Origin of the sequence: Comamonas sp. Tr-654 (assembly GCF_011752915.1) — a bacterium.
GTDB lineage: Bacteria > Pseudomonadota > Gammaproteobacteria > Burkholderiales > Burkholderiaceae_C > Comamonas.
Genome location: NZ_VWWQ01000003.1, coordinates 167,997 through 188,825, shown reverse-complemented (window position 1 = coordinate 188,825; position 20,829 = coordinate 167,997). Strand labels below are relative to the sequence as shown.

Annotated in this window: 23 protein-coding genes; 15 read left to right on the top strand and 8 right to left on the bottom strand. The window is 62.4% G+C overall.

Annotation, left to right across the window (positions count from 1 at the left end):
• The first annotated feature begins 81 nt into the window (after positions 1-81).
• From mobB to F3J24_RS10515, 4 genes are all read left to right on the top strand, one after another.
• Entirely contained in the window at positions 82-624 is a 543-nt protein-coding gene (gene mobB / locus F3J24_RS10530) for a molybdopterin-guanine dinucleotide biosynthesis protein B (protein ID WP_167005665.1), read from the top strand.
• 14 nt (positions 625-638) lie between these two features.
• A complete protein-coding gene (glp, locus tag F3J24_RS10525) occupies positions 639-1,895 on the top strand; it encodes a gephyrin-like molybdotransferase Glp (RefSeq protein ID WP_167005662.1) in 1,257 nt (418 codons plus the stop codon).
• Between the two features lie 11 nt (positions 1,896-1,906).
• Positions 1,907-2,161, top strand: a complete 255-nt coding sequence (moaD, locus tag F3J24_RS10520; RefSeq protein ID WP_039049984.1) for a molybdopterin converting factor subunit 1 — start codon at positions 1,907-1,909, stop codon at positions 2,159-2,161.
• Positions 2,162-2,257: 96 nt separating this feature from the next.
• Complete coding sequence (locus tag F3J24_RS10515; RefSeq protein WP_167005659.1) at positions 2,258-2,611, top strand: recombinase family protein; 354 nt, start codon at positions 2,258-2,260, stop codon at positions 2,609-2,611.
• 107 nt (positions 2,612-2,718) lie between these two features.
• Here the strand turns inward: F3J24_RS10515 and F3J24_RS10510 are convergent, their stop codons facing one another.
• On the bottom strand, positions 2,719-3,912 hold the full coding sequence (locus F3J24_RS10510) for an MFS transporter (RefSeq protein ID WP_167005655.1): 1,194 nt from the start codon (positions 3,910-3,912) through the stop codon (positions 2,719-2,721).
• Positions 3,913-4,007: 95 nt separating this feature from the next.
• Between F3J24_RS10510 and F3J24_RS10505 the strand changes: the two genes are divergently transcribed.
• From F3J24_RS10505 to F3J24_RS10495, 3 genes are all read left to right on the top strand, one after another.
• Positions 4,008-4,586 (top strand): TetR/AcrR family transcriptional regulator, encoded by a 579-nt coding sequence (locus tag F3J24_RS10505; RefSeq protein ID WP_167005652.1) that lies wholly within the window; start codon positions 4,008-4,010, stop codon positions 4,584-4,586.
• Between the two features lie 170 nt (positions 4,587-4,756).
• Positions 4,757-5,107 (top strand): GIY-YIG nuclease family protein, encoded by a 351-nt coding sequence (locus tag F3J24_RS10500; RefSeq protein WP_167005649.1) that lies wholly within the window; start codon positions 4,757-4,759, stop codon positions 5,105-5,107.
• A complete protein-coding gene (locus F3J24_RS10495; protein WP_167005646.1) occupies positions 5,104-5,691 on the top strand; it encodes a hypothetical protein in 588 nt (195 codons plus the stop codon). The genes F3J24_RS10500 and F3J24_RS10495 overlap by 4 nt, the downstream gene beginning before the upstream one ends.
• Positions 5,692-5,758: 67 nt before the next feature.
• Here the strand turns inward: F3J24_RS10495 and F3J24_RS10490 are convergent, their stop codons facing one another.
• Both F3J24_RS10490 and F3J24_RS10485 read right to left on the bottom strand, forming a co-directional pair.
• A complete protein-coding gene (locus F3J24_RS10490) occupies positions 5,759-6,085 on the bottom strand; it encodes a hypothetical protein (RefSeq protein WP_167005643.1) in 327 nt (108 codons plus the stop codon).
• Between the two features lie 3 nt (positions 6,086-6,088).
• Positions 6,089-6,343, bottom strand: coding sequence for a hypothetical protein (locus F3J24_RS10485; protein ID WP_003057869.1), 255 nt, complete (start codon positions 6,341-6,343; stop codon positions 6,089-6,091).
• Between the two features lie 53 nt (positions 6,344-6,396).
• On the opposite strand from F3J24_RS10485, the gene F3J24_RS10480 reads away from it, so the two are divergent.
• Positions 6,397-6,855: a molybdenum cofactor biosynthesis protein MoaE gene (locus F3J24_RS10480; protein ID WP_167005640.1), complete on the top strand. Its 459-nt coding sequence runs from the start codon at positions 6,397-6,399 to the stop codon at positions 6,853-6,855.
• 88 nt (positions 6,856-6,943) lie between these two features.
• Here F3J24_RS10480 and F3J24_RS10475 read toward each other — a convergent pair whose 3' ends face one another.
• Positions 6,944-7,837, bottom strand: coding sequence for a DMT family transporter (locus tag F3J24_RS10475; protein ID WP_167005637.1), 894 nt, complete (start codon positions 7,835-7,837; stop codon positions 6,944-6,946).
• A 123-nt stretch (positions 7,838-7,960) separates the two neighbouring features.
• Here F3J24_RS10475 and F3J24_RS10470 point away from each other — a divergent pair, with 123 nt between their 5' ends.
• The 6 genes from F3J24_RS10470 to F3J24_RS10445 all read left to right on the top strand — a co-directional run bounded on the left by F3J24_RS10470 (position 7,961) and on the right by F3J24_RS10445 (position 15,672).
• The gene (locus tag F3J24_RS10470; protein ID WP_167005634.1) at positions 7,961-8,881 is read left to right on the top strand and encodes a helix-turn-helix domain-containing protein; all 921 of its coding nucleotides are present in this window, start codon (positions 7,961-7,963) and stop codon (positions 8,879-8,881) included.
• A gap of 131 nt (positions 8,882-9,012) precedes the next feature.
• Positions 9,013-11,625 carry an ATP-dependent chaperone ClpB gene (gene clpB, locus F3J24_RS10465; RefSeq protein WP_003064338.1) on the top strand — a complete coding sequence of 871 codons (2,613 nt, stop codon included), beginning with the start codon at positions 9,013-9,015 and terminating at the stop codon, positions 11,623-11,625.
• Positions 11,626-11,654: 29 nt separating this feature from the next.
• Positions 11,655-12,011 (top strand): hypothetical protein, encoded by a 357-nt coding sequence (locus F3J24_RS10460; protein WP_003057863.1) that lies wholly within the window; start codon positions 11,655-11,657, stop codon positions 12,009-12,011.
• Between the two features lie 179 nt (positions 12,012-12,190).
• Positions 12,191-13,630, top strand: coding sequence for a coniferyl aldehyde dehydrogenase (locus F3J24_RS10455; protein ID WP_167005631.1), 1,440 nt, complete (start codon positions 12,191-12,193; stop codon positions 13,628-13,630).
• Positions 13,631-13,897: 267 nt separating this feature from the next.
• Complete coding sequence (locus F3J24_RS10450) at positions 13,898-14,422, top strand: GNAT family N-acetyltransferase (protein ID WP_003057859.1); 525 nt, start codon at positions 13,898-13,900, stop codon at positions 14,420-14,422.
• 35 nt (positions 14,423-14,457) lie between these two features.
• Positions 14,458-15,672: a class I SAM-dependent methyltransferase gene (locus F3J24_RS10445; RefSeq protein WP_167005628.1), complete on the top strand. Its 1,215-nt coding sequence runs from the start codon at positions 14,458-14,460 to the stop codon at positions 15,670-15,672.
• Positions 15,673-15,703: 31 nt separating this feature from the next.
• Here the strand turns inward: F3J24_RS10445 and F3J24_RS10440 are convergent, their stop codons facing one another.
• Positions 15,704-16,318 (bottom strand): hypothetical protein, encoded by a 615-nt coding sequence (locus F3J24_RS10440; RefSeq protein ID WP_205244711.1) that lies wholly within the window; start codon positions 16,316-16,318, stop codon positions 15,704-15,706.
• Positions 16,319-16,490: 172 nt separating this feature from the next.
• Between F3J24_RS10440 and F3J24_RS10435 the strand changes: the two genes are divergently transcribed.
• A complete protein-coding gene (locus F3J24_RS10435) occupies positions 16,491-17,534 on the top strand; it encodes a tRNA-dihydrouridine synthase (protein WP_167005621.1) in 1,044 nt (347 codons plus the stop codon).
• Here the strand turns inward: F3J24_RS10435 and F3J24_RS10430 are convergent.
• From F3J24_RS10430 to F3J24_RS10420, 3 genes are read right to left on the bottom strand one after another with little or no spacing between them, the layout of a single operon-like run.
• Positions 17,488-19,191, bottom strand: a complete 1,704-nt coding sequence (locus F3J24_RS10430; protein ID WP_167005618.1) for a phosphatidylserine/phosphatidylglycerophosphate/cardiolipin synthase family protein — start codon at positions 19,189-19,191, stop codon at positions 17,488-17,490. The genes F3J24_RS10435 and F3J24_RS10430 overlap by 47 nt on opposite strands.
• A 52-nt stretch (positions 19,192-19,243) precedes the next feature.
• Positions 19,244-20,353 carry a bifunctional diaminohydroxyphosphoribosylaminopyrimidine deaminase/5-amino-6-(5-phosphoribosylamino)uracil reductase RibD gene (ribD, locus tag F3J24_RS10425; RefSeq protein ID WP_167005615.1) on the bottom strand — a complete coding sequence of 370 codons (1,110 nt, stop codon included), beginning with the start codon at positions 20,351-20,353 and terminating at the stop codon, positions 19,244-19,246.
• Between the two features lie 30 nt (positions 20,354-20,383).
• Positions 20,384-20,827: a type IV pilin protein gene (locus F3J24_RS10420; RefSeq protein ID WP_167005613.1), complete on the bottom strand. Its 444-nt coding sequence runs from the start codon at positions 20,825-20,827 to the stop codon at positions 20,384-20,386.
• Between the last annotated feature and the right edge of the window lie 2 nt (positions 20,828-20,829).

Sequence of the window (20,829 nt, the reverse complement as noted above, 5' to 3'; positions counted from 1 at the left end):
TGCTTTTTTCTTTGAATAAAATAGCCGCAATTCGCTTATCCATCAAGCGTTGGTAGCTATCAAAAGTATATTGAAATCAAGATGAAGGTCATAGGCTTTGCCGGATATTCTGGCGCGGGCAAGACGGCCCTGGTCGAGGCGCTGGTGATGCTGATGAGGCAGCACGGGCTGCGGGTCTCGGTCATCAAGCATGCCCACCATGACTTTGATGTGGATCGCGAAGGCAAGGACAGCTGGCGCCACCGCAAGGCCGGTGCCTACGAGGTGCTGCTCGCGTCCGACAGGCGCATGGCGTTGATGCGCGAATACGAGCAGCCTGCGCAGCCCAGCGTGCACGACATGCTGGCGCAGCTGGACCCCAGCGTGGATTGGGTGCTGGTCGAAGGCTTCAAGCATGGCGAGCTGCCCAAGATCGAGGTCTGGCGGTTGCAGCAGGACAGGCTGGACAAGGGCAAAAGCCTGGAGCCGCTGTTTGCCCACGACTCCCGGGTGCTGGCCGTGGCCACTGACGCTGCCCGGGATCTGCCGCAAACGCCTCACCAGCCCGTGCTGGACCTGAACCAGCCCCAGCTTGTGCTGCAATGGCTGCTGGCGCATTCGGATTCTCTGCAATACAAGAACTAAGGAAAGACACAGCAATGCAAGCATCACAGACGCCTCGCAAGCCGCTCAAGCCTCTGGACGAGGCCCTGCAAGAGCTGCTGGCCCATGCCTGGCACCAGGCCGGCGCACAGCTGGTGGACACCTTCGATGCCGATGGCCGCGTGCTGCTGCAGGCCGCCGTCTCGCCGCTGCAGGTGCCGCCTCAGGACAATTCGGCGATGGACGGTTATGCAGTGCGCAGCGCCGAATGCGCGGGCGGCACGGCGGTGCTGCCGGTGTCGCAGCGCATTCCCGCAGGCACCTCGCCTGAGGCCCTGGTTGCAGGCTCCGTCGCCCGCATCTTCACGGGCGCGCCCGTGCCGGCCGGGGCCGACGCCATCGTCATGCAGGAAGATTGCGAGCTGCTTGAGGATGGCCGTGTGCGCATCAAGGCCGAGCCCCGTGCCGGCCAGTGGATTCGCCGTGCTGGCGAAGATATCAGGCAGGGCGCGACCGTGATCGAGGCCGGCACCCGTCTCACGCCGGCCCACCTGGGTCTGGCCGCCAGCATGGGCTTTGCCAGCCTGCAGGTGGCACGCAAGCCGCGGGTGGCCTTGTTTTCCACCGGCGATGAATTGGTCATGCCCGGCACCGTCGCTCCGCAGGACATGCCGGCGGGCAGCATCTACAACAGCAACCGCTTCTTCCTGCGTGCATTGCTGCTGCGTATGGGCTGCGAGGTCACGGATCTGGGCATTGTTCCCGACGACCGCGAGGCCACGATTGCCGCACTGGCCGATGCCGCCATGGACCACGACGTGATCGTCACCAGCGGCGGCGTCTCCGTGGGCGAGGAAGACCATATCAAGCCTGCGGTGCAGGAGCTGGGGCAGCTGGATCTCTGGCAGATCAACATCAAGCCCGGCAAGCCTTTTGCCTATGGCCGCGTCAATCGCGAGTCCGGCACGGGCTTTGCGCATTTCATCGGGCTGCCGGGCAACCCGGTCTCCAGCTTTGTCACCTTCCAGGTGCTGGTGCGTCCCTTCCTGCTGCGTCTGCAGGGCGTTGAGAACGTGCTGCCGCGATCCTTAGAGGCGCGCGCCGATTTCGAGTGGCCAAAGGGCGACAAGCGCAGAGAGTTTCTGCGGGTGCGCTACAACGAGCGTGGTGGGCTGGAGTTGTTCAGAAACCAGAGTTCGGGGGTGTTGACTTCCACGGCCTGGGGCGACGGTGTGGTGGACAATCCCGCTGGTACCACGATTGCCATGGGAGACAGCGTGCGCTTTATCCCGTTTGCCGAACTCATGGCCTGATGGAGTTGGAGATGAAGACCGTTACGATTCGATATTTCGCCTCGATTCGGGAGGCCCTGGGCACGGGCAGCGAAAGCCTGCAGACTCCGGCAGCCACCGTGGGAGCATTGCGCGAGCAACTGATGAGCCGCAGCGATGCGGCTGCCCAGGCGCTGGCTGCCGGCAAGGCTGTGCGCATGGCGCTGAACCAGGATATCTGTGATGCAGATGCCGTGCTCAGCAATGGCGACGAAGTGGCGTTTTTCCCGCCTGTGACGGGCGGCTGATGAGCCTTGCCGCTTGTTGCCGCGCACACCGCTGCTGTGCTGCTCCCGCCATGGTTGCGGGGTCAGTCCCTGAGTCATATACCCATCTCTAATGCCATGACCGAAACCGCCGAGTCGTCCACGCCCGAAGTCAATCCCGAGATCAGCGCCCGCACCCGCAAGGCGTTGGCCGAAGCGCGTGAGCGCGGTGTCAAGCTAGGCACGGCCGGCGCGGCCAATATCCGCGCCACGGTGGAAAAGCGCAAATCGGCGGCCGATGCCTTTGCCAGGCAGCATGAAGCGCTGTTTGCCGCTTTGCAGGAACTAGGACTGACCCACCGCGCCATGGCGGCCGAACTCAATGCAAGGGGCATTGCGGCGGCCAAGGGCGGCGAGTGGACCCATGGTCAGGTGCAGCGTATTCTGAACCGCTATGCGGACTGGAAGGCTGCCGACTCGGCCCAGGCCTGAAGCCGTCAGACCGATCCCCCAGCCGTGCGGCGTCTGCTGCACGGCTTTTTTGATGGGGCAGCAAAGAGGCTGTCAGGCCACGCGGCGCGCAGGCGACAGCTCGGGGTTCAGGCGGCCTGCCGCACGACTGCTTGCTGCCTTGTGGCTGCCAGTGCCAGCAAGCCCAGCACGATCAGCATCAGACCATAGCCATAGGTGGTGGGCACCAGCCCCAGGCTCTGGGTCAGCAGGCCTGCCGCGATGGCAGGCAGGCTGAAGGCCAGATAGCTCAGCACATAGATGGTGGACAGCAGGCCGCCGCGTTCATGCGGCTCGGCCAGCGGCAGCACGCTGCGCAGTGCGCCCTGAAAGCCCACACCAAAGCCCGCGCCGGCAATGACGGAGGCGGCCACCATCAGCGTCAGGCTGTGGCTGGCCACGCCCAGCAGCAGTATCACGATGCCCAGCGGCAGCATCGAGCCGCCAAAGCGCAGCATGCGTTGTGCCGTCCAGTGGCGCAGCAGCCAGATGGCTGCTGCCGCGCTCAGGGTGTTGATGCACACCGCCAGGCCTGCCATGAGGGTGGAGCCGGTGATCACCCGCAGCAGGGTCGGGCCTAGCGACAGATAAAAGCCAGCCAGCGCCCAGGCGGCGATATCCAGCGGCGCCATGCGCAGGAAGGCCGGGCGGATATGCGCGGGAAGGCGGATGCGAGGGCGCATGGAGGCCAGGGCTCCGCTGCGGCGGCTGACGGTTTCAGGCATCACGGCAATGGCCCAGGCCGATGCCGCAAAGACCAGTAGCAGCCACCAGTAGATCTGGTGCAGTCCGTCATGGCCGTGGCTGGCCAACTGGTTGGCGCCGAACACGCCGGCTGCCATGCCGATCATGGGAGACAGCGTGTTGATCAGCGCACCACGTTCGCGGTCCATATCGAGCAGGGCCGCGCCCAGAGCCGCACTGGCCATGCCGGTGGCAAAGCCCTGCACCACGCGAGACCAGAGCAGGGCCTGCGCATCCTGTGCATGGGCAAACATCAGCATGGAGACTGCTTCCAGTCCCAGGGCGGCAAGAATGACGGGGCGTCGGCCCAGGTAATCGGACAGTGCGCCCATGGTGAGCAGGGCGACGAGCAGGCTGAAGGCGTAGACCGCGAAGATCAGGGTCAGCATGCCCGACGAAAAGCCCCAGGCCTGTTGGTAGAGGCGATACAAGGGCGTGGGCGCGCTGGATGCCGCCAGAAAACTGGCCAGGGTCAGAGCGACAGCAGCCATATTGCGGGTGCTGGATACCGCAGTCAGGGATACAGAGGATGTGGACATGGGAAAGCTGGCTCCGCTACCATAAAAGCAAAATTTTTGCGTTTGCGTATTCTGCGTTAATTTCTCATTAACGCAAATATTTAGCTTTAATGACCATGATTGCAAAAGACCCAGTCCAATCCCGGCCTGGCGGGCGCAGTTCCCGCGTACAGGCCAGCGTGCATCAGGCGGTGAGAAAACTGCTGGAGCGCATGCCGCGCGAGGAGCTCACCTTTCCCCTGATCGCCACTCAAGCCGGCGTGACGCCTTCCACGCTGTACCGCCGCTGGGGCGATCTGCCGCAGCTGCTGGCCGATGTGGCGCTGGAGCGCATCCGTCCCATTGCCGAGCCTGCGGACACGGGCAGCCTGCATGGCGATCTGCAGGCCTGGACCGAGCAATACATTGAGGAAATGGGCTCGCCTCTGGGGCGCACCTTGCTGCGCGATACCTTGGTGGCAACCCAGGAAGATCAGGTCACCTGTGCCTGCGTGGACATCATCCGCGACCAGCTTGGCATTGTGCTGAGTCGGGCCGGGACGCGTGGCGAGTCAGGTCCCGATGTGGACACCATGCTGGATCAACTGGTGGCACCCATCGTCTATCGCATTCTCTATGGTCTGCAGCCTGATGTGGCTTTCGGGCGAAAGCTGGTCGAGCAGTTGGCCGAGCACCTGACGCCCAAGCAGGCCTGAGGCGCTTGCACTAGAATCGCGGCTCACAGGTGCAAAGGGGCGCCTGCCCGCACAAGAGGCTCTCACCCTTGCTTTCGGCAGCGTGTTCACGCTCGATTCGATGTTTTGCCAGACCATGGTTGTTCTAAGGGCCCAGCGCGGGAGGCTCCGATGCAACCTGGAGCACTGTCATGACTTCATCTCTCCATCCCCAGGCGCGGCGCGCGCTGACGCGGGACTACAAACAGGCGTTTCCCGCCATGGGTATCTACGCGGTGCGCTGTGATGCCGCCGACTTGTTGCGCCTGGGTGCCAGCCGCAATGTGGACGCAATACTCAACCGCCTGCGGTTCGAGCTGAATAATGGCTCCCGGCGCGATGCGGCGCTGGCCCAGGCCTGGGCCCGCCATGGCGCACAGGCATTCCGTTTTGAAGTATTGGACCGTGTGAAGGAGCGCGACGACCCCTTGTTCGACTATGACGCCGAACTTCAGGCCCTGCTGTCTCTGTGGCAGCAAGAGCTGCAAGGGGTGCAGCCATGAGCAGCGAAACCGTGAATGCCATGAGTTCAGGCCAAGCGCTGCCTGCTGGTGCTGGCGCTATTGACCCGTCGGGTCTGGCCATGGGGGCAAGTTCTGTTTCCGGATTCCTGTCGCCGCAGGCCATGGTCGACGAGATCAAGGTGCGTGCCCGCGTGCGTTTGAGCCGTGGGCGGCGCGATGGGGCTGCGGGCTCGGCCACCTTGCGCGACCACTTGCATCAGGCGGCGCGCGAGGTCGGCTTTGCCGGCTGGGAGCAGGCGCGCCGGGTGCTGGGAGCGCTGGCGGCACCGGGAGACGACATGGGCAGCTTCTGGCATGTGCCGCGTAGCGGCATTCTTCTGCACATCTGGTTCAGCGAGCATGCACAGGCGCGCAGTGTGCTTGCACAGCAGGCGGACGGTTTTTTGCTGCCTTATCGGCGCCAGTGCTTCATCGTGCAAGCGCCGTTCATCGAGGCCTTGGGCTTGAACCCGGTCGATCCGGCCTGGGCCGTCATTGGGCGCGATCTGGTCGCCGCCTATGGAACGTCTGCTTGGCGGGCCTTGGCCTGGCAGCGTCTGCATGCGCCTGCCGGAGCCTTCTGATCTAGCTCTGGAGTTTGAAGCGGAAAATGCTGGTCTGAAAGCGCTGAAACCGGTTCTGTCCGGGCTTTCAGGCCGGGTCTGCAGGAGTGGGAAACTGCGGTGCACGCCATTCCAGCAGCTCGGCCAGGCGCTGCATGATCCAGCCCGCTTCAAGCGCTGTGACGACCGAGCCCTCCGCGGCCAGGCCCGCATGCATGCCCAGCAGTACCTGCTCTTCGGAGGAATTGCCCGAGTGATAAAGCGTCTGTGCCTGCTCGGTCAGATGACTTGCCAGGTCTTCGCACAGCTCATAGCGTGCGACGACCTCGGCAATCGGGGCGGACAGCTTGCCGCTGCGAGTGCGAAACAGCTCGGCAAAGCTGGGCGGCGGCTGAATCTGGCTGGTGTCGTCCATGGCTTAGCTTGGCTCGAACAGGCGCTCGAAACGCTCGATGTCCACGGCCAGCTCGCAGGTAATGAGCTGGCCCGATTTGTTGTCGCGCTTGCGGTGGGCGGCAAATAGCGTGGCCTTGCCCTTGAAGTTGTAGTCGGGCAGATGGATCAGCTCATAGGGATAGGGCACAAAGAGCTGGAACTCGAAAATCATCCGATGCTCGTTGCGCGGAGAGGGGTACAGCGTGTACTCCGGCAGATTGATGGTTTGTGTGGCCATGGCGCAATGCTAATGCGCCAGACATGCCCATGCTGGCCTGCGACAATGCATGCATGACTGCAGCACGTGTATCCATTCAGACCCAGGACTTTGACCTTTCGGCCGAGATTGCCGCCTTGCGCGTCGGCGATGCGCGCGTGGGCGCGGTCTGCAGCTTTGTCGGCACGGTACGCGACCGCAACGAGGGCGATGCCGTCTCCAGCATGGAGCTCGAGCATTACCCCGGCATGACCGAGAAGTCGATCGAGGCCATCATCGACAAGGCCGTGGCGCGCTTTGGCATCTATGGCGCGCGTGTGATTCACCGTATCGGCCTGCTGCAGCCCATGGACCAGATCGTGCTGGTGGCCGTGACCAGCGCTCACCGCGGCAAATCCTTCGAGGCCTGCGAATACATCATGGACTATCTGAAGTCCGAAGCGCCGTTCTGGAAGAAAGAGCAGACCGGGCAGGGCGCTCGCTGGGTGGATGCGCGTGTCAGCGATGAGCAGGCATTGGCACGATGGCAATAATTCTATGAATTGATAGCTGCTTACGCATTTACTCATTGAGTTTCAGAAGAAAAATCATCTGAAACTAAATACATAAGAGCGGTAGATGCTATGCTTTTTGTAGACCGCTCGGCTGCAGCCAGCGGGGTGGCTTGAAGACCAGGACATTGCCAGCCATCACCAGGATCAGGCCCAGCATGCCGGCGGCAGTCCACTGGTAGCCTTCGAACAGAGCCGAGATATTGAGTGCCACAATGGGAAACAGCACTGTGGCATAGGCGGCTTTTTCGGGGCCCAGTCGGCCCACCAGTGTGAGGTAGGCGGTAAAGGCAATCACCGAGCCGGGAATGGCCAGATACAGCAGCGCGCCTGTATATTGCGGGCTGGTGTCAAAGTGCCAGGGCAGACCGGCGATCAGCGCATACGTCAGCAGCAGCAGCGTGCCGGCCAGCATGCCCCAGGCATTGGTGTGCAGTGGCTTGTAGCCCAGGCCCTGAAGCGATGCAGAAAGCATGTTCCCGCAGGAAAAGCACAGCGTTCCACCCAGCGCCCACAACAGACCTTGCCAGCTGGCGTGCTGACCCTGTTGCAGCTCCGGCCAGAACAGAATCACCAGACCCGTCAGGCCCAGAGCGCTGCCCGCAAGCACATTGGGCGCAAGCCTGCGACCATGGATGACTCGCGCCAGAAATGCATTCCAGATGCTGGCACTGGAAAACACCACGGCAGCCAGACCGCTGGTCAGGGTCTCGCTGGCGTGCATGAAGCAGACAAAGTTCAGGCTGAACAGGCATAGCCCCTGGCCCAGTACGCGTGGAATGGCTGCGCCGCGGGGGACGCGCCACTGGCGGGTCAGCAGCAGCCAGGCAAAAAGCACCAGGGAGGCAAGACCAAACCGGTAGGCGATGGACAGCTCTACGGGTACGCTGCCCAGTTGCATCTTGAGAGCGATCCAGGTGGAGCCCCAGATCAGCACGACCAGGGCATAAATAGGTAAAAGCATGGCAAGTCTTGGTGCTTGGAAGAGCCAGATCTTGCGCGCCTGGATTGGCTCTGCATTGCACATTCCTGCGGTTTTGTGGCGTTGCAGCAAGCGCGGCCAGATGGCTGGCGTCACAATGCAGGCATGCCCGCCAGCGCTGTATCCGCCCCTTCGCATCTGAGTCATGTGCTGGCTCGGTCACGCGCCGAGAACAGGCGCAGAGCGGGTTTGAGCCAGTCGCTGGAATTGGCAATCTGGGCCAATCACGATGATGAGGTGCACTACCGTCAGCAAGGGCATCACACGTTGTCTGTCTATCTGGCCGGAGGTCAGGGATCGCAACTCAAGGACGATGCACTGGCCCGAGGCGAAGCAGGGCGCTTTTGCGTTTTCCCGGCCGAGCATGAATCGCACTGGCTGGTGCGCGAGCCTGTGCAGTTTCTGCACCTGTATGTCTCGGATATTGCCTGGGCCGACCGTGTGGTGCGCCTGCTGGATGCCGAGCCGCGCAGCATTACGCTGACACCGCAGATTTATTCCCAAGACCCGATCTATGCGCAATGGGCACAGTCGCTGTGGCGAATGGACTGGAGTGGGGCTCACGACATATGGCAGGCGGACTGCCTGAGCCAGCAAGTGCTGGACCGGCTAGTGCTGCAGTCGGCGGCGCCCTGGCAGCGGCACAAGCTGCTGAAACCGCTGGGTGGCCTGTCATCCACGGCCCGGCGCAAGGTGCTTGACTATGTGGATGCCCATCTGGCCGACAGCAAAGCCCTGAGCTTGCCCGCGCTGGCGCAGGTCGTGGCCTTGTCCGAATATCACTTTGCCCGCATGTTCCATCAAAGCATGGGTTGCACCGTGCATGACTGGGTCATGCAGCGACGTCTGCAGCAAGTCTGCGCCCGCCTGCAAGGCAGCGCAGGCAGTGCCAGGGGGCGCATGCCGCAGCTGGAATGGCTGGCCGCCGAAACGGGGTTTGCCAATGCCAGCCATTTGCTGCGCAGCTTTCGCAAGCACTATGGGCTTACTCCTACGCAGCTGGCCCGCAGCTGGCGCGATGCTTGACTTGATATACCGCAAGCAGGGTGGGTGTAGATCTGCCTTTTGCTGTTTTTTTACGCATTAGGGTCTTGAAACCCCCTGTTTGACTATCAGATAAATGGCAATGAATCTGATTGGAGCGAAAGCGACAAACCATGCGAATTGACAAACTGACGACCAAATTCCAAGAAGCCTTGGCCGACGCGCAGTCCCTGGCGCTCGGTGCTGATCAATCCACCATCGACCCTCTGCACCTGCTGGTAGCCATGCTGCGCCAGGACGACGGCCCGCGTGCATTGCTGCAGCGCGCCGGCGGCAATGTGCAACAACTCAAGAACCTGGCGGAACAGGCCATGGCCGATCTGCCGCGCGTGCAGCAGCAAGGCGATGTGCAGGTCGGTTCGGAGTTGGCCCGCCTGTTGCAGGCCTCGGAGAAAGAAGCCCTCAAGCGCGGTGACCAGTTCATCGCCAGCGAGCTGTTTCTGCTGGCGCTGGCCGATGCCGCAGGCTCGGCCACGCGTGCCGGTGCCTTGCTCAAGCAAAGCGGCGTGAGCAAGTCCAGCCTGGAAGCGGCCATCAATGCCGTGCGAGGAGGTCAGAACGTGGACAGTGCAGAAGCCGAAGGCCAGCGCGAAGCGCTCAAGAAATACACACTGGACCTGACCGAGCGTGCCCGCAGCGGCAAGCTGGACCCGGTGATCGGCCGCGACGATGAAATCCGCCGCGCCATCCAGGTGCTGCAGCGCCGAAGCAAGAACAACCCTGTGCTCATCGGCGAGCCCGGCGTGGGCAAGACCGCCATCGTCGAAGGCCTGGCCCAGCGCATCGTGGCCGGCGAGGTGCCCGAGAGCCTGCAGAACAAGCGCGTGCTGTCGCTGGACATGGCTGGTCTGCTGGCTGGTGCCAAGTACCGCGGCGACTTCGAGGAGCGCCTCAAATCCGTGCTCAAGGAAATCGCACAGGATGAAGGCCGCATCATTCTTTTTATCGACGAGATCCACACCATGGTGGGCGCCGGCAAGGCCGATGGCGCCATGGACGCCGGCAATATGCTCAAGCCCGCACTGGCGCGTGGCGAGCTGCATTGTGTGGGTGCGACCACGCTCGATGAATACCGCAAATACATCGAAAAGGATGCCGCGCTGGAGCGGCGCTTCCAGAAGGTCATCGTGGACGAGCCTTCGGTGGAGGACACGATTGCCATTCTGCGCGGCTTGCAGGTGAAGTACGAGGCGCATCACAACGTCGATATCACCGATCCCGCCATCGTTGCCGCTGCGGAGCTGAGCCATCGCTACATCACCGACCGTTTTCTGCCTGACAAGGCCATCGATCTGATCGACGAGGCTGCGGCCAAGATCAAGATCGAAATGGACTCCAAGCCCGAGGTGATGGACAAGCTCGAGCGCCGCATGATTCAGCTCAAGATCGAGCGCGAAGCCATGAAGCGCGAAAAGGACGAGGCTTCGCAAAAGCGTCTGCAGCTGATCGAGGAAGAGCTGGAGAGTCTGGAGCGCGAGTACGCCGACCTCGAGGAAATCTGGAAGGCCGAGAAAGCCAGCGCTCTGGGCTCGGAGCAGATCCGCAAGGAAGTGGATCAGTTGCGCATCCAGATCGAGGAGTTCAAGCGCAAGGGCGATTTCAACAAGGTGGCCGAGCTGCAATACGGCAAGCTGCCCGCACTCGAAAAGCAGCTGCATGAAGCCCAGGCCAAGGAAGAAGGCCAGGATGGCGCGACGGCCAACAAGCTGCTGCGCACCCAGGTCGGAGCCGAAGAGATCGCCGAGGTGGTGAGCCGTGCCACGGGCATCCCCGTGGCCAAGATGATGCAAGGCGAAAAAGACAAGCTGCTGCACATGGAGGGCAAGCTGCACGAGCGTGTGGTGGGTCAGGAGGAAGCGATCAGCGCCGTGGCCAATGCCATCCGCCGCTCGCGCTCGGGCCTGTCAGACCCCAATCGTCCCACCGGCTCCTTCCTCTTCCTGGGCCCCACGGGCGTGGGCAAGACCGAGCTGTGTAAGGCGCTGGCAGGATTCCTGTTCGACAGCGAGGACCATCTGGTGCGCATTGACATGAGTGAGTTCATGGAAAAGCACTCTGTGGCACGCTTGATCGGTGCGCCTCCCGGCTATGTGGGTTACGAAGAGGGCGGCTACCTGACGGAAGCCGTGCGCCGCAAGCCCTATAGCGTGCTGCTGCTGGACGAGGTGGAAAAAGCCCACCCCGATGTCTTCAATGTGTTGCTGCAGGTTCTGGACGATGGTCGATTGACCGACGGCCAGGGTCGCACGGTGGACTTCAAGAACACAGTGATCGTGATGACCAGCAATATCGGCTCGCATTTGATACAGGCCATGGTTGGCGAGGATGCCGATGATGTGAAGGAAGCGGTCTGGGGGGAACTTAAAAACCATTTCCGACCCGAATTCTTGAACCGTATCGATGAAACCGTGGTCTTCCATGCACTGGATGCCAAGAACATCGAGGCGATTGCCAGGATTCAGCTGAAGTTGCTGGAAAGCCGTCTGCAGAAGATGGAACTGAGCATGCAGGTGTCCGAGCAGGCCCTGGCCGAGCTGGCCAAGGTGGGCTTCGATCCCGTGTTCGGTGCCCGTCCGCTCAAGCGCGCCATACAGCAGCGTATTGAAAACCCGCTGTCCAAGTTGTTACTTGAGGGAAAGTTCCCGCCCAAGAGTACGATAGCTGTGACAGTCGACCCGGTGAATGATCCCGGGGTGTTCCGGTTCGAGTCCGCAGGCACTGCCTGAGGCCCCGAACCCTAGAAAGAGGTATTGCTTTGAACGATTTCGCCGCCACTGCAACCCGTTGGGCCGTCCGCATCATGCTGATGCTGGTGGGCCTGGTGTTCTTCCTGTGCCTGATGGCCGTGGCCTGCCTCATCGCCCTGGCCTGGGGCGTGCGCGCCCTGTGGGCCAGACTCACGGGCCAGCCCGTGGTGCCCATGAGCATGGGAGCCATGAGTCCTTTTGCCGGTTGGCAGACGGTGTACCGCTCGGGAGCCGAGTGGATGGCGCAATCGTCGGGCAATGCCGATGCCAAGAAGGATGGGCGTGAAACCCGCGGGCGCCGCGGCGTTCTGCCCGGTACCGGCGATGTGACCGATGTGCAGCCACGCGAGGTACACGAGTCGTGATGACAAGCCCTTGTGCAGGCTTCATACTTTGGAGCCAGTGAGGCAAAAAAGGCCGCAGGCTGGTTTCGCGGTCAACACACAAGAGCCTGTGCAGTGTTGCATCAGGCTCTTTTTTTACGCTGTGTTTACGCAGTCTCGCGGTATGGTCGGGATTGTGATCTTGGGATTTTCAGACAGGCATGAACTACATGGACTTGCACCGCATTTTTGACTTGCAGTACCAAGCCAGCCGCACGCAGGTCGATGTACCTTTGCTGGTGCGCCGGGAGAGGCTGCTGCGTCTGCAGAAGCTGCTGGACCAGAACGGTCCGGCCTTGTGCGCGGCGGTGGAGCAGGACTTTGGCGTGCGCTCCGAGCGCTGGACCGAGATGCTGGATCTGATGCTGGTGCGCAATATGCTCAGGCACACGCTCAAGCACCTGCCCAGATGGAGCAAGCGCCAGCGTGTGCGCACGCCGCTGATGCTGCAGCCCGGCAAGGCCTGGGTGGAGCGCCAGCCTCTGGGTGTGGTGGGCATCATCTCGCCCTGGAACTATCCGCTGCAGCTATCGCTGGCGCCGGTCATCACGGCGCTGGCGGCGGGCAATCGCGTGATGCTCAAGCCCAGCGAGCTGACGCCGCATACCTCGGCAAAAATGGCGGAGCTTGTCGCACAGTTCTTCGCACCCGAAGAGTTCTGCGTGATCGAGGGCGATGTGGCCGTGGCCACGCAGTTCTCGGGCCTGCAATTCGACCATCTGCTGTTCACCGGCTCCACGGCCGTGGGGCGGCGCGTGGCGCAGGCAGCGGCCGTGCACCTGACGCCCACCACGCTGGAGCTCGGGGGTAAATCGCCCTGCATCATTGCGCAGGACTGCGATATGCAGGCCGCTGCGCTCAAGGTGGCCTACGGCAAGCTGGTCAATGCCGGGCAGACCTGCATCGCTCCCGACTATGTGCTGCTGCCGCGCGGCAAGGAGCAGGAGTTTGCCGAGGCCTACCAGGCGGCAGTCCAGCAGCTGTACCCGCGCATCTCGGGCAACCCGGACTACACGGCCATCATCAGCAAGCGCCATCTGGCGCGGCTCAAGCAGATGCTGCGTCAGGCGCAAAGCCTGGGAGCGCAGGTGCACTGGATGCATGAGGCCGCAGCCCCTGCGGTCGATGGCGACACCACTGCCTGGGGCGAGGCGGTGGAGCGCCAGTTCGCTCCGGCGCTGGTGTTTGGCGCCACGGGCGAGATGCAGCTGATGCAGGAGGAAATCTTCGGCCCCATCCTGCCCGTGATCTCGTACGAGCATATCGAGGACGTGATCAATGCCATCAACGCCAGCCCGCGCCCGCTGGCGCTGTACTGGTTCGGCAATGGCGAGGCCGAGCGCGATGCCGTGCTGACGCGCACCGTCAGCGGAGGCGTCTGCGTGAACGACACCTTGCTGCATGTGGCGCATGAGAACCTGCCGTTCGGCGGTGTCGGCGACAGCGGCTGGGGCGCGTATCACGCAGAGCAGGGCTTTTTGCGCTTTGTGCACCAGAAGGCGGTTTTCGTTCAGTCGCGCTGGGCTGCGACGTCCCTGCTTTACCCGCCATTTGGAGAGAAATTCGACCGGGTGATGGAATTCATGCGGCGCTGGCTCTGAATTTCCTTGACTGCGATCTAGGGACTGAGCGCTTGCATGCTGTGGTGAGCGCTTGCCATATTGTCATCAAATGTGACGCAAACCATTGATGGTTGTGGGCTTGCTGCTCTGCTTAGTGGAGCGCATAGCACATAGATTGCGCCATAGCAAGAAATAGCGAACAGCCGCAGTTGAGCAAATGGCTAACCACTGCACCGCGTGCCAAAACTCTGAATCTGTAGACAATTACGCCCTTCTATTCTTACATGTTTCCGCCCCGGTTTTTCCATGTCTAGTATCCAGGTCCGTCCCGCTACTCTTCGCGATGCAAAAGCGATTGCCCAGATCCATACTGCTTCCGCACTGGAGGCTTATCGAGGTCTGGTTCCCGATGATCAACTGAAGGCCATGTCCTCGGTTGAAAAGCGCCAGGCTTACTGGCGCGAAGCTATTGAATACTGCGAGCCGCAGGTCCAGGTCGCCATCGATGGTGACAAGATCGTCGGCTTTATCGGCTTTGACCGCTCCCGTGATGAAAAGTCCCGCCAGACCACCGGCGAGATTTGGGCCATCTATGCTGCCCCTTCCCACTGGAACCAAGGCGTTGGCGTTGCCCTGTGGGACGCTGCCCGTGACGGTTTGCTGGAAGAAGGCTGCACCAATGTGACTGCCTGGATTCCGCTGCGCAACGAGCGTGCCCTGCGTTTCCATGAAATGGCTGGCTTCAAGCGTGAAATGTCCACGGCCAAGACGGCTGTGATCGGCAGCATCAAGATCGAAGAAGTGCGCGTCAAGCGCCCTCTGAACGGCTGATCACACAGCGTTCAACCCTCACTGAAAGACAGGCCGTGACGTCTCTCCACAGCAAGCTCGCGGCCTCAGTCTGCGCTCCCGCATCTGCTTTCGATCTGCTGCAATGGCAGGAGCAAGCCCAGGCCCATACGGCCTTGTGGCGCAGCGAAAGCAGCCTGCCCAAGCCCCGCCGCATCGAAGTTGCCGATGACACCATGCCCGCTGATACGGCGTTTCGCCATATCAGCGAAGGTGCGTCATTGCTGTGGCGAGGTGATTTTCAGAATGCGCGCCAGCTGCTGCTGGCGCTGGGCCGCCGGCTGGACAAGAAGTCGCGCCGCAAGAGCCCGCCAAAGAGCCCCGCTGCGGCAGGCTTTCCGCACGCGTTTCATCTGTACCGCCAGTCCCAGGCCCAGCGTGCACGCATGTTGGGCAGCATTCTGATCGAGCTGGATGTGCAATGGCATTGCGCCTTGCGTCGCGCTCCGGACTGGAGCTTGGCCTGCTCCGAGGCTTGGGGCGCTGTTCCGGTCGAAGCACCTGCGCAGTCCGTGCTGGTGCCGCTGCGCGATCTGCTGGGCGTGGTCGGCGCCCATGAGTGGCGCAAGAAGGGGGTGGAGATTCCCTCCCTGGATGGCGCCCGCATTCATGCCCACTACGGTGTTTTCTCGCCCGTGCGCGGCGAGTATCTCGATCTGGTGGCGCGTGCGAGCATTCCCGCTGCCGGTCTGCAACAGGCTTGGGATATCGGTGTCGGTACGGGCGTGCTCTCGGCATTGCTGCTCAAGCGCGGCGTGAAGTCGGTGATCGCCACCGATACCAGCGAGCGTGCGCTGGCCTGTGCCACCGAAAATCTGCAGCGTCTGGGCCATGCTTCCCGGGTAGAGCTGCAGCGTGCCGATCTGTTTGCGCAAGGACAGGCAGGCCTAATTGTCTGCAACCCGCCATGGCTGCCGGGCAAGGCAGCATCGGTGCTCGATCAGGCCATTTATGACGAAGACAGCCGCATGCTGCGCGGCTTTCTGCAAGGGCTGGCAGCACACCTGCTGCCGGGTGGCGAAGGCTGGCTCATCCTATCGGACCTGGCCGAGCATCTGAAGTTGCGTACGCGTGACGAGTTGCTGGGCTGGATTGAAGCGGCCGGCCTCAAGGTGCTGGGGCGCGAGGATGTCCGCCCGCACCACGGCAAGGTGCAGGACCGCGAGGACCCCTTGCACACTGCGCGCGCGGCCGAAGTGACCTCGCTCTGGCGTCTGGCTGCTGCCGCTTGACCGCGGGCGTCCTCCTTCGATCGCCAGAAAGCTAGGCCGTTGCGCCATGCAGTTCCTGGCTGGAGGGATCGGCGGCTTCGCCATGCGCCAGCAGGGCGGCCAGCCTTTCGCGCAGCGACTGGGCGCGCTCTTCGCCCGCATATTCCTCTACCGCCGTCAACAGGCTGATGCCTGCGCTACGCAGACTGTTCAGGTCTCTGGCCTCGCGCAGCTGGGTGCGCAATGTCTGGGCCAGTGCCTCATGGCGGTTGGCAAACAGGCGCTCGCACATATCGAACAAATACATGCGCGTGCCCGCCATATTGATGGCAGGCATCGCGCTGGTGGCTTGCTCGGCGGGAGCCAGGGCCGGTGCGGCAGGGCTTTCGCCGAAGGTGGCGAGAGCCGCCGCAGGGTGGAGGGGCATGCCGCGCTCCCTGGGGGCGCCGGATGAAGTCACCAGCTGGAGATATCCCTGCTCCACCAATTGCTGGGCCAGTGCGGCATGATCGCTGCCCAGCATGGCGGCAAGTTCTTCCATGCTCTTGCCGCCGGCCAGCAACAGCAGGGAGCGCGCGCGCTGCGGCAGCTGGCGCGATCCTGGCTGAAGTTCCTCCTGGGCCTTGGCGGTTTTCTGCAAAATCATGGCTGGTTCTGTCTGGCGCATTACAAGTGCGGATGCGCTATTGCATGAGTTGACGATGACACTGGTGTGAATCTGCGCCAATTCGCAGTGGATGGCCCCGTCATTACTGCCCAAGCTTGCCAATTGCTTCTGAATTAATAGCTGCTGGCGTTTTTTGAATAAGCGCTACAGGTCAATCTGATTTGAATCTGAAATGAGACTGCTGCTTGCGCCCATGGAAGGGCTGCTGGATTTTGTGCTGCGCGATGTGCTGACCCGGGTGGGCGGCGCGGATCGCTGCGTGTCCGAGTTCATTCGCATCAGCGGCTCGCTGCTGCCGGACAAGGTCTATCTGCGCACCATGCCCGAGCTGCGCAACGGCAGCCGGACGCTGGCCGGCGTGCCGGTGCGGGCGCAGTTGCTGGGTTCCGATCCCGTCAGCATGTCCGAAAACGCGGCCAATCTGGCGCGCCTGGGGCCCGAGGGCATCGATCTGAACTTCGGCTGCCCGGCCAAGGTGGTCAACCGCCATGGCGGTGGTGCATCACTGCTGCAGGACCCCATGCAGATTGCCCGCGTGGTCGAAGCCGTGCGCAAGGCGGTTCCGGCGCAGCTGCCGGTATCTGCCAAGATGAGGCTGGGTTTCAACGACCGGGCGCTGATGACCGAGTGCGCCCAGGCCATGGAAAGCGGCGGAGCTTGCGAAATCGTCGTCCATGCACGCACCAAGCTGGATGGCTATCGCCCCCCGGCCTATTGGGAGGAGATTCCGCGCATCCGCGAGGCGGTGGGCGTGAATGTGGTGGCCAATGGCGAGATCTGGACCGTGGAGGAGGCCTTGCGCTGCCGCGAAGTTTCGGGTTGTGACGATCTGATGCTGGGACGCGGCATCGTGGCCGACCCGGGTCTGGCACTGGCGGTGCGCCGCGCCGTGGAGCAGGGCAGTGGCACGGTGGCGGCGGGCATTGACTGGTTGGTGCTGGTGCCCCAGGTGCAGCGTTTCTGGCATATGGTCTGCGAGGATCTGGAGCCGCGCCAGCGTGCAGGCCGCCTCAAGCAATGGCTCAATCTCATGCGCAGACGCTTTCCCGAGGCCGAGCAGGTCTATCAGGAAGTGCGCACCCAGACCGATCAACGCGCCATCAGCGATTGGGTGCAGGCGCTGCCGCTGCGCGATCTGCAGCAGGAATGGGCCTGGCCGCAGTCCGAGCCTAAAGCAGACTGTCCGGAGCCAGAGGCCCGAGCAACTGCAGCATGAGGCGAAGTCCAAGGCTGGCATCGGGCTCCGAGTAGGAGTCCGCTAGCCCGCTTTCCTGGGGAGCACGCCAGACCAGCTTCCCCTTGGGGTCCAGATCCAGGCGCCAGCTGTTTTCTGGCAGGCTTTCGTCGATGCTGTCGCCGGCCAGCTGGCTGAACCGGCGGCTGGCGATCAGCACGGCGATTTCGGTGTTCTGCAGCTGTGAGCGCATATCCAGATTCATGGAGCCCACGGCAACCAGACGTCCGTCTATGACCAGCAGCTTGGTGTGCAGCATGGCCCGCGAAGCCCCGGCGCTGCCCCCGCTGGAGCCCGTGGTGCCTGCGCGCAATGCCGAGCGTACATTGGCCGCTTCGCTGCGCATTTCATAGAGCTCGATGCCCATCTCCAGCAGGGCCTTGCGGTGGCGCGCATAGCCAGTATGGGCCAGCGGCGCATCGTTGGAGGCCAGCGAATTGGTCAGTACCCGGATGCGCACGCCCTTGCTGCGCGCGGAGCGAAAGGCATCCATGATCTCCGGTCCCGGGACAAAGTAAGGCGACACCACCAGCAGATCCTGCCTGGCCGAGCGGATCAGGGCCAGCAGGCCGTCGACCACCGATTCGGCATTCAGTGCTGGTGTGGCGGAGGGGGGCGGGCTGGAGGCTTCGCCAGCCTTGAGCACGGCTGACCCGGTGGACTCGCTGGCGGCAGATCGTTCTGCTCCTTCGACGGGGATCTTGGTGGGGCTGTCCGCCAGCACCATGGCCTGGGCCCAGATCCACGGGACCTGGTTCAGATTCAGGGAGCTGTCTTCGGGGGCGCTGGTGCCTTGGGTCGGTTCGGCCTTGCTGCTGGCGTCTTCCTGGTCGAACTGCGTCTTGAGCTTGAGCAGATCCGGCTCGCTGATCAGCGACTGCACGGGGTAGGCGCGCACATTGTTCCAGTAGCGGTCAAAACTGAGCGACAGGTCTTTGACGACGGGGCCGGCGGCCAGAACATCGAGATCGACAAAATTGCCCACATTGGAGGCGTCAAAGTAGGCGTCGCCCAGATTGCGTCCGCCAATCACGGCCAGGGTGTTGTCGGCCACAAACAGCTTGTTGTGCATTCGCTGCTGCGCACGCTGAAAGTCGGTCAGCAGCGTCCAGGCCCGGCCGATGGTGGAGGCGCGCGAGCCGGCCAGCGGGTTGAACATGCGCATCTCCACATTGGGCACAAAAGCCAGTCGCATGACCTGTGCATCCGGCCCGGTGCTGTGGAAGTCGTCCAGCAGCACACGTACGCGCACGCCGCGCCGGGCTGCCTGCACGACGGCGCGCAGCAGTCGCCCGGTGCTTTGGTCTGCATGGATGGCGTAGTACTGCAGATCCAGCGTTTTCTGTGCGTTCTCCACCAGCGCCATGCGGCTGCTGAGCGCATGTTTGGGCCCGGAGACCAGGGCAAAAGCCGAGGCATCTGGCTTTGCCTTGGCCGGGCGAGCCTGAGAGACGAACACGCCCAACTCGGTGCTTTGGGGCTGGCTCAGTGCCATGCTGACGGGGCGTTCCACATCCTTGGGTAGCGACGCCGCGCAACCCGTGAGCAACATCGCGGCAATAGCGCCGGCAAGCAGCGCCAGATGTGTTTGCGGCCCTGATGGTTGCAGTCGTGACGATGTGGAGATAGAAGCCGTCATTGCTGCTTTGTAACCCATGATGACCGAGTTCGGGTGTCGGACGCAGACTGCGCTAGAACTGCTCTCGGCCTTGGACTCTGGCAACAATGCGCAGATCCGGTCCCAGGCGGGCAACATCATGGAACACCAGCGGCAGGCCTTGGTCCAGGCTGTCGAGCGGGCCGAAGTTGGCAATGCCCATGGCTCCCGTGCCCAGCAGTCTGGGGGCCTGATAGAAGAGAAGTTCATCGACCAGACCTTCGCGAATCAGTGATCCGTTGAGTTTGAAGCCTGCCTCCACATGCAGCTCATTCGTGCCGCGCTGGGCCAGATCGCGCAGCATGGCCGCCAGATCGACTTTGCCCGCTGCGTTCGGCATATCAATAACCGTAGCGCCTAGCGTTTGCAGTTGCTCGATCTTGGATTGATTTGTGCTGCAGGTGTATATGAAGCAACCGCTAGGTGCTTTCAAAACATGAGCATCCAGCGGCATATCCAACTTGCTGTCCACTACGGCAATGCGTGGCTGGCGTGGCGTGTCTGCATCCCGCACATTCAGGCGCGGATTGTCTTCGAGCACCGTGCCTATGCCGGTCAGAATCGTACAGGCACGGGCACGCCAGGCATGTCCGTCGGCCCGGGCGGCCGCCGAGGTGATCCACTGGCTTTGGCCGTTGTGCAAGGCAGTGACGCCATCCAGCGAGCTGGCAGCCTTCATGCGTACCCAGGGCGTGCTGCGAATCATGCGGCTGAAAAAGCCGATATTGAGTTCGCGTGATTCGGCTCCGCCGGGGCCGATCTCCACCTCCACACCCGCAGCGCGCAGCCGCTCGAAACCCTGGCCGGCCACTTGCGGATTGGGGTCCGTCAATGCACCCACCACCTTGGCTATGCCGGCTGCGATCAAGGCGTCGCAGCAGGGGCCGGTGCGGCCATGGTGCGAGCAGGGCTCCAGCGTCACATAAGCCGTGGCGCCGCGCACATCGTTGCCTTTGGAAGCCGCATCGCGCAATGCCATCACCTCGGCGTGCGGGCCGCCGGCCTGCTGGGTAAAGCCCTGGCCGATGATGCGGTCCGAGGCATCGACGATCACGCAGCCGACGCGCGGATTGGGTGAGGAAAGAAAAAGCGCCTGAGCAGCCTGCTCAAGCGCCTTGTTCATGAAATGGGCAGAGGGTGTCATGCCCAGGATGGTAATGCAGAGGCGTCGGGCTTACTTGCCCCAGCAGTCGGTGTTGTAGCCCGTGTCTCCTTGTACCTTGCTGTTGGCGCCGGTAACACCTGCCTGATTCAAGGTAAGAGTCTTGCATTTGTCAACTGCTTGACCTCCTTGAGGGGCTGCTTGGATGACATAGGCGGATGTGCTGGAGCTTGCGAAGCTGAAGGTGTACCTGCTTGTACCGTACTGGGCCAGCATCTTGTCCATGGCTGTCTTCTGTGTGCTGTCTCCAGTGATTGGGTAGATGCCGTTGGCAGTTGCTGCACGCTCCATCCACAAGGCCGCTTGCTGCAAGCCGGCTTTGGCTTCATTTCTAAATCCTCGTCGCGTGTATTCAGCGTAGCTCGGGTAAGCAATCGCAGCCAGAATACCTATGACGGCAACCGTAATCATTAGCTCGATGAGTGTGAAACCCTTTTGTTTTTCCATGCTGTTCATTG

Bases quoted from the DNA above. Each gene is read 5' to 3' on its own strand.
- mobB (WP_167005665.1), top strand. From the start codon at position 82: ATGAAGGTCATAGGCTTTGCCGGATATTCTGGCGCGGGCAAGACGGCC.
- glp (WP_167005662.1), top strand. From the start codon at position 639: ATGCAAGCATCACAGACGCCTCGCAAGCCGCTCAAGCCTCTGGACGAG.
- moaD (WP_039049984.1), top strand. From the start codon at position 1,907: ATGAAGACCGTTACGATTCGATATTTCGCCTCGATTCGGGAGGCCCTG.
- F3J24_RS10515 (WP_167005659.1), top strand. From the start codon at position 2,258: ATGACCGAAACCGCCGAGTCGTCCACGCCCGAAGTCAATCCCGAGATC.
- F3J24_RS10510 (WP_167005655.1), bottom strand. From the start codon at position 3,912: ATGTCCACATCCTCTGTATCCCTGACTGCGGTATCCAGCACCCGCAAT.
- F3J24_RS10505 (WP_167005652.1), top strand. From the start codon at position 4,008: ATGATTGCAAAAGACCCAGTCCAATCCCGGCCTGGCGGGCGCAGTTCC.
- F3J24_RS10500 (WP_167005649.1), top strand. From the start codon at position 4,757: ATGACTTCATCTCTCCATCCCCAGGCGCGGCGCGCGCTGACGCGGGAC.
- F3J24_RS10495 (WP_167005646.1), top strand. From the start codon at position 5,104: ATGAGCAGCGAAACCGTGAATGCCATGAGTTCAGGCCAAGCGCTGCCT.
- F3J24_RS10490 (WP_167005643.1), bottom strand. From the start codon at position 6,085: ATGGACGACACCAGCCAGATTCAGCCGCCGCCCAGCTTTGCCGAGCTG.
- F3J24_RS10485 (WP_003057869.1), bottom strand. From the start codon at position 6,343: ATGGCCACACAAACCATCAATCTGCCGGAGTACACGCTGTACCCCTCT.
- F3J24_RS10480 (WP_167005640.1), top strand. From the start codon at position 6,397: ATGACTGCAGCACGTGTATCCATTCAGACCCAGGACTTTGACCTTTCG.
- F3J24_RS10475 (WP_167005637.1), bottom strand. From the start codon at position 7,837: ATGCTTTTACCTATTTATGCCCTGGTCGTGCTGATCTGGGGCTCCACC.
- F3J24_RS10470 (WP_167005634.1), top strand. From the start codon at position 7,961: ATGCCCGCCAGCGCTGTATCCGCCCCTTCGCATCTGAGTCATGTGCTG.
- clpB (WP_003064338.1), top strand. From the start codon at position 9,013: ATGCGAATTGACAAACTGACGACCAAATTCCAAGAAGCCTTGGCCGAC.
- F3J24_RS10455 (WP_167005631.1), top strand. From the start codon at position 12,191: ATGAACTACATGGACTTGCACCGCATTTTTGACTTGCAGTACCAAGCC.
- F3J24_RS10450 (WP_003057859.1), top strand. From the start codon at position 13,898: ATGTCTAGTATCCAGGTCCGTCCCGCTACTCTTCGCGATGCAAAAGCG.
- F3J24_RS10440 (WP_205244711.1), bottom strand. From the start codon at position 16,318: ATGCGCCAGACAGAACCAGCCATGATTTTGCAGAAAACCGCCAAGGCC.
- F3J24_RS10435 (WP_167005621.1), top strand. From the start codon at position 16,491: ATGAGACTGCTGCTTGCGCCCATGGAAGGGCTGCTGGATTTTGTGCTG.
- F3J24_RS10430 (WP_167005618.1), bottom strand. From the start codon at position 19,191: ATGACGGCTTCTATCTCCACATCGTCACGACTGCAACCATCAGGGCCG.
- ribD (WP_167005615.1), bottom strand. From the start codon at position 20,353: ATGACACCCTCTGCCCATTTCATGAACAAGGCGCTTGAGCAGGCTGCT.
- F3J24_RS10420 (WP_167005613.1), bottom strand. From the start codon at position 20,827: ATGAACAGCATGGAAAAACAAAAGGGTTTCACACTCATCGAGCTAATG.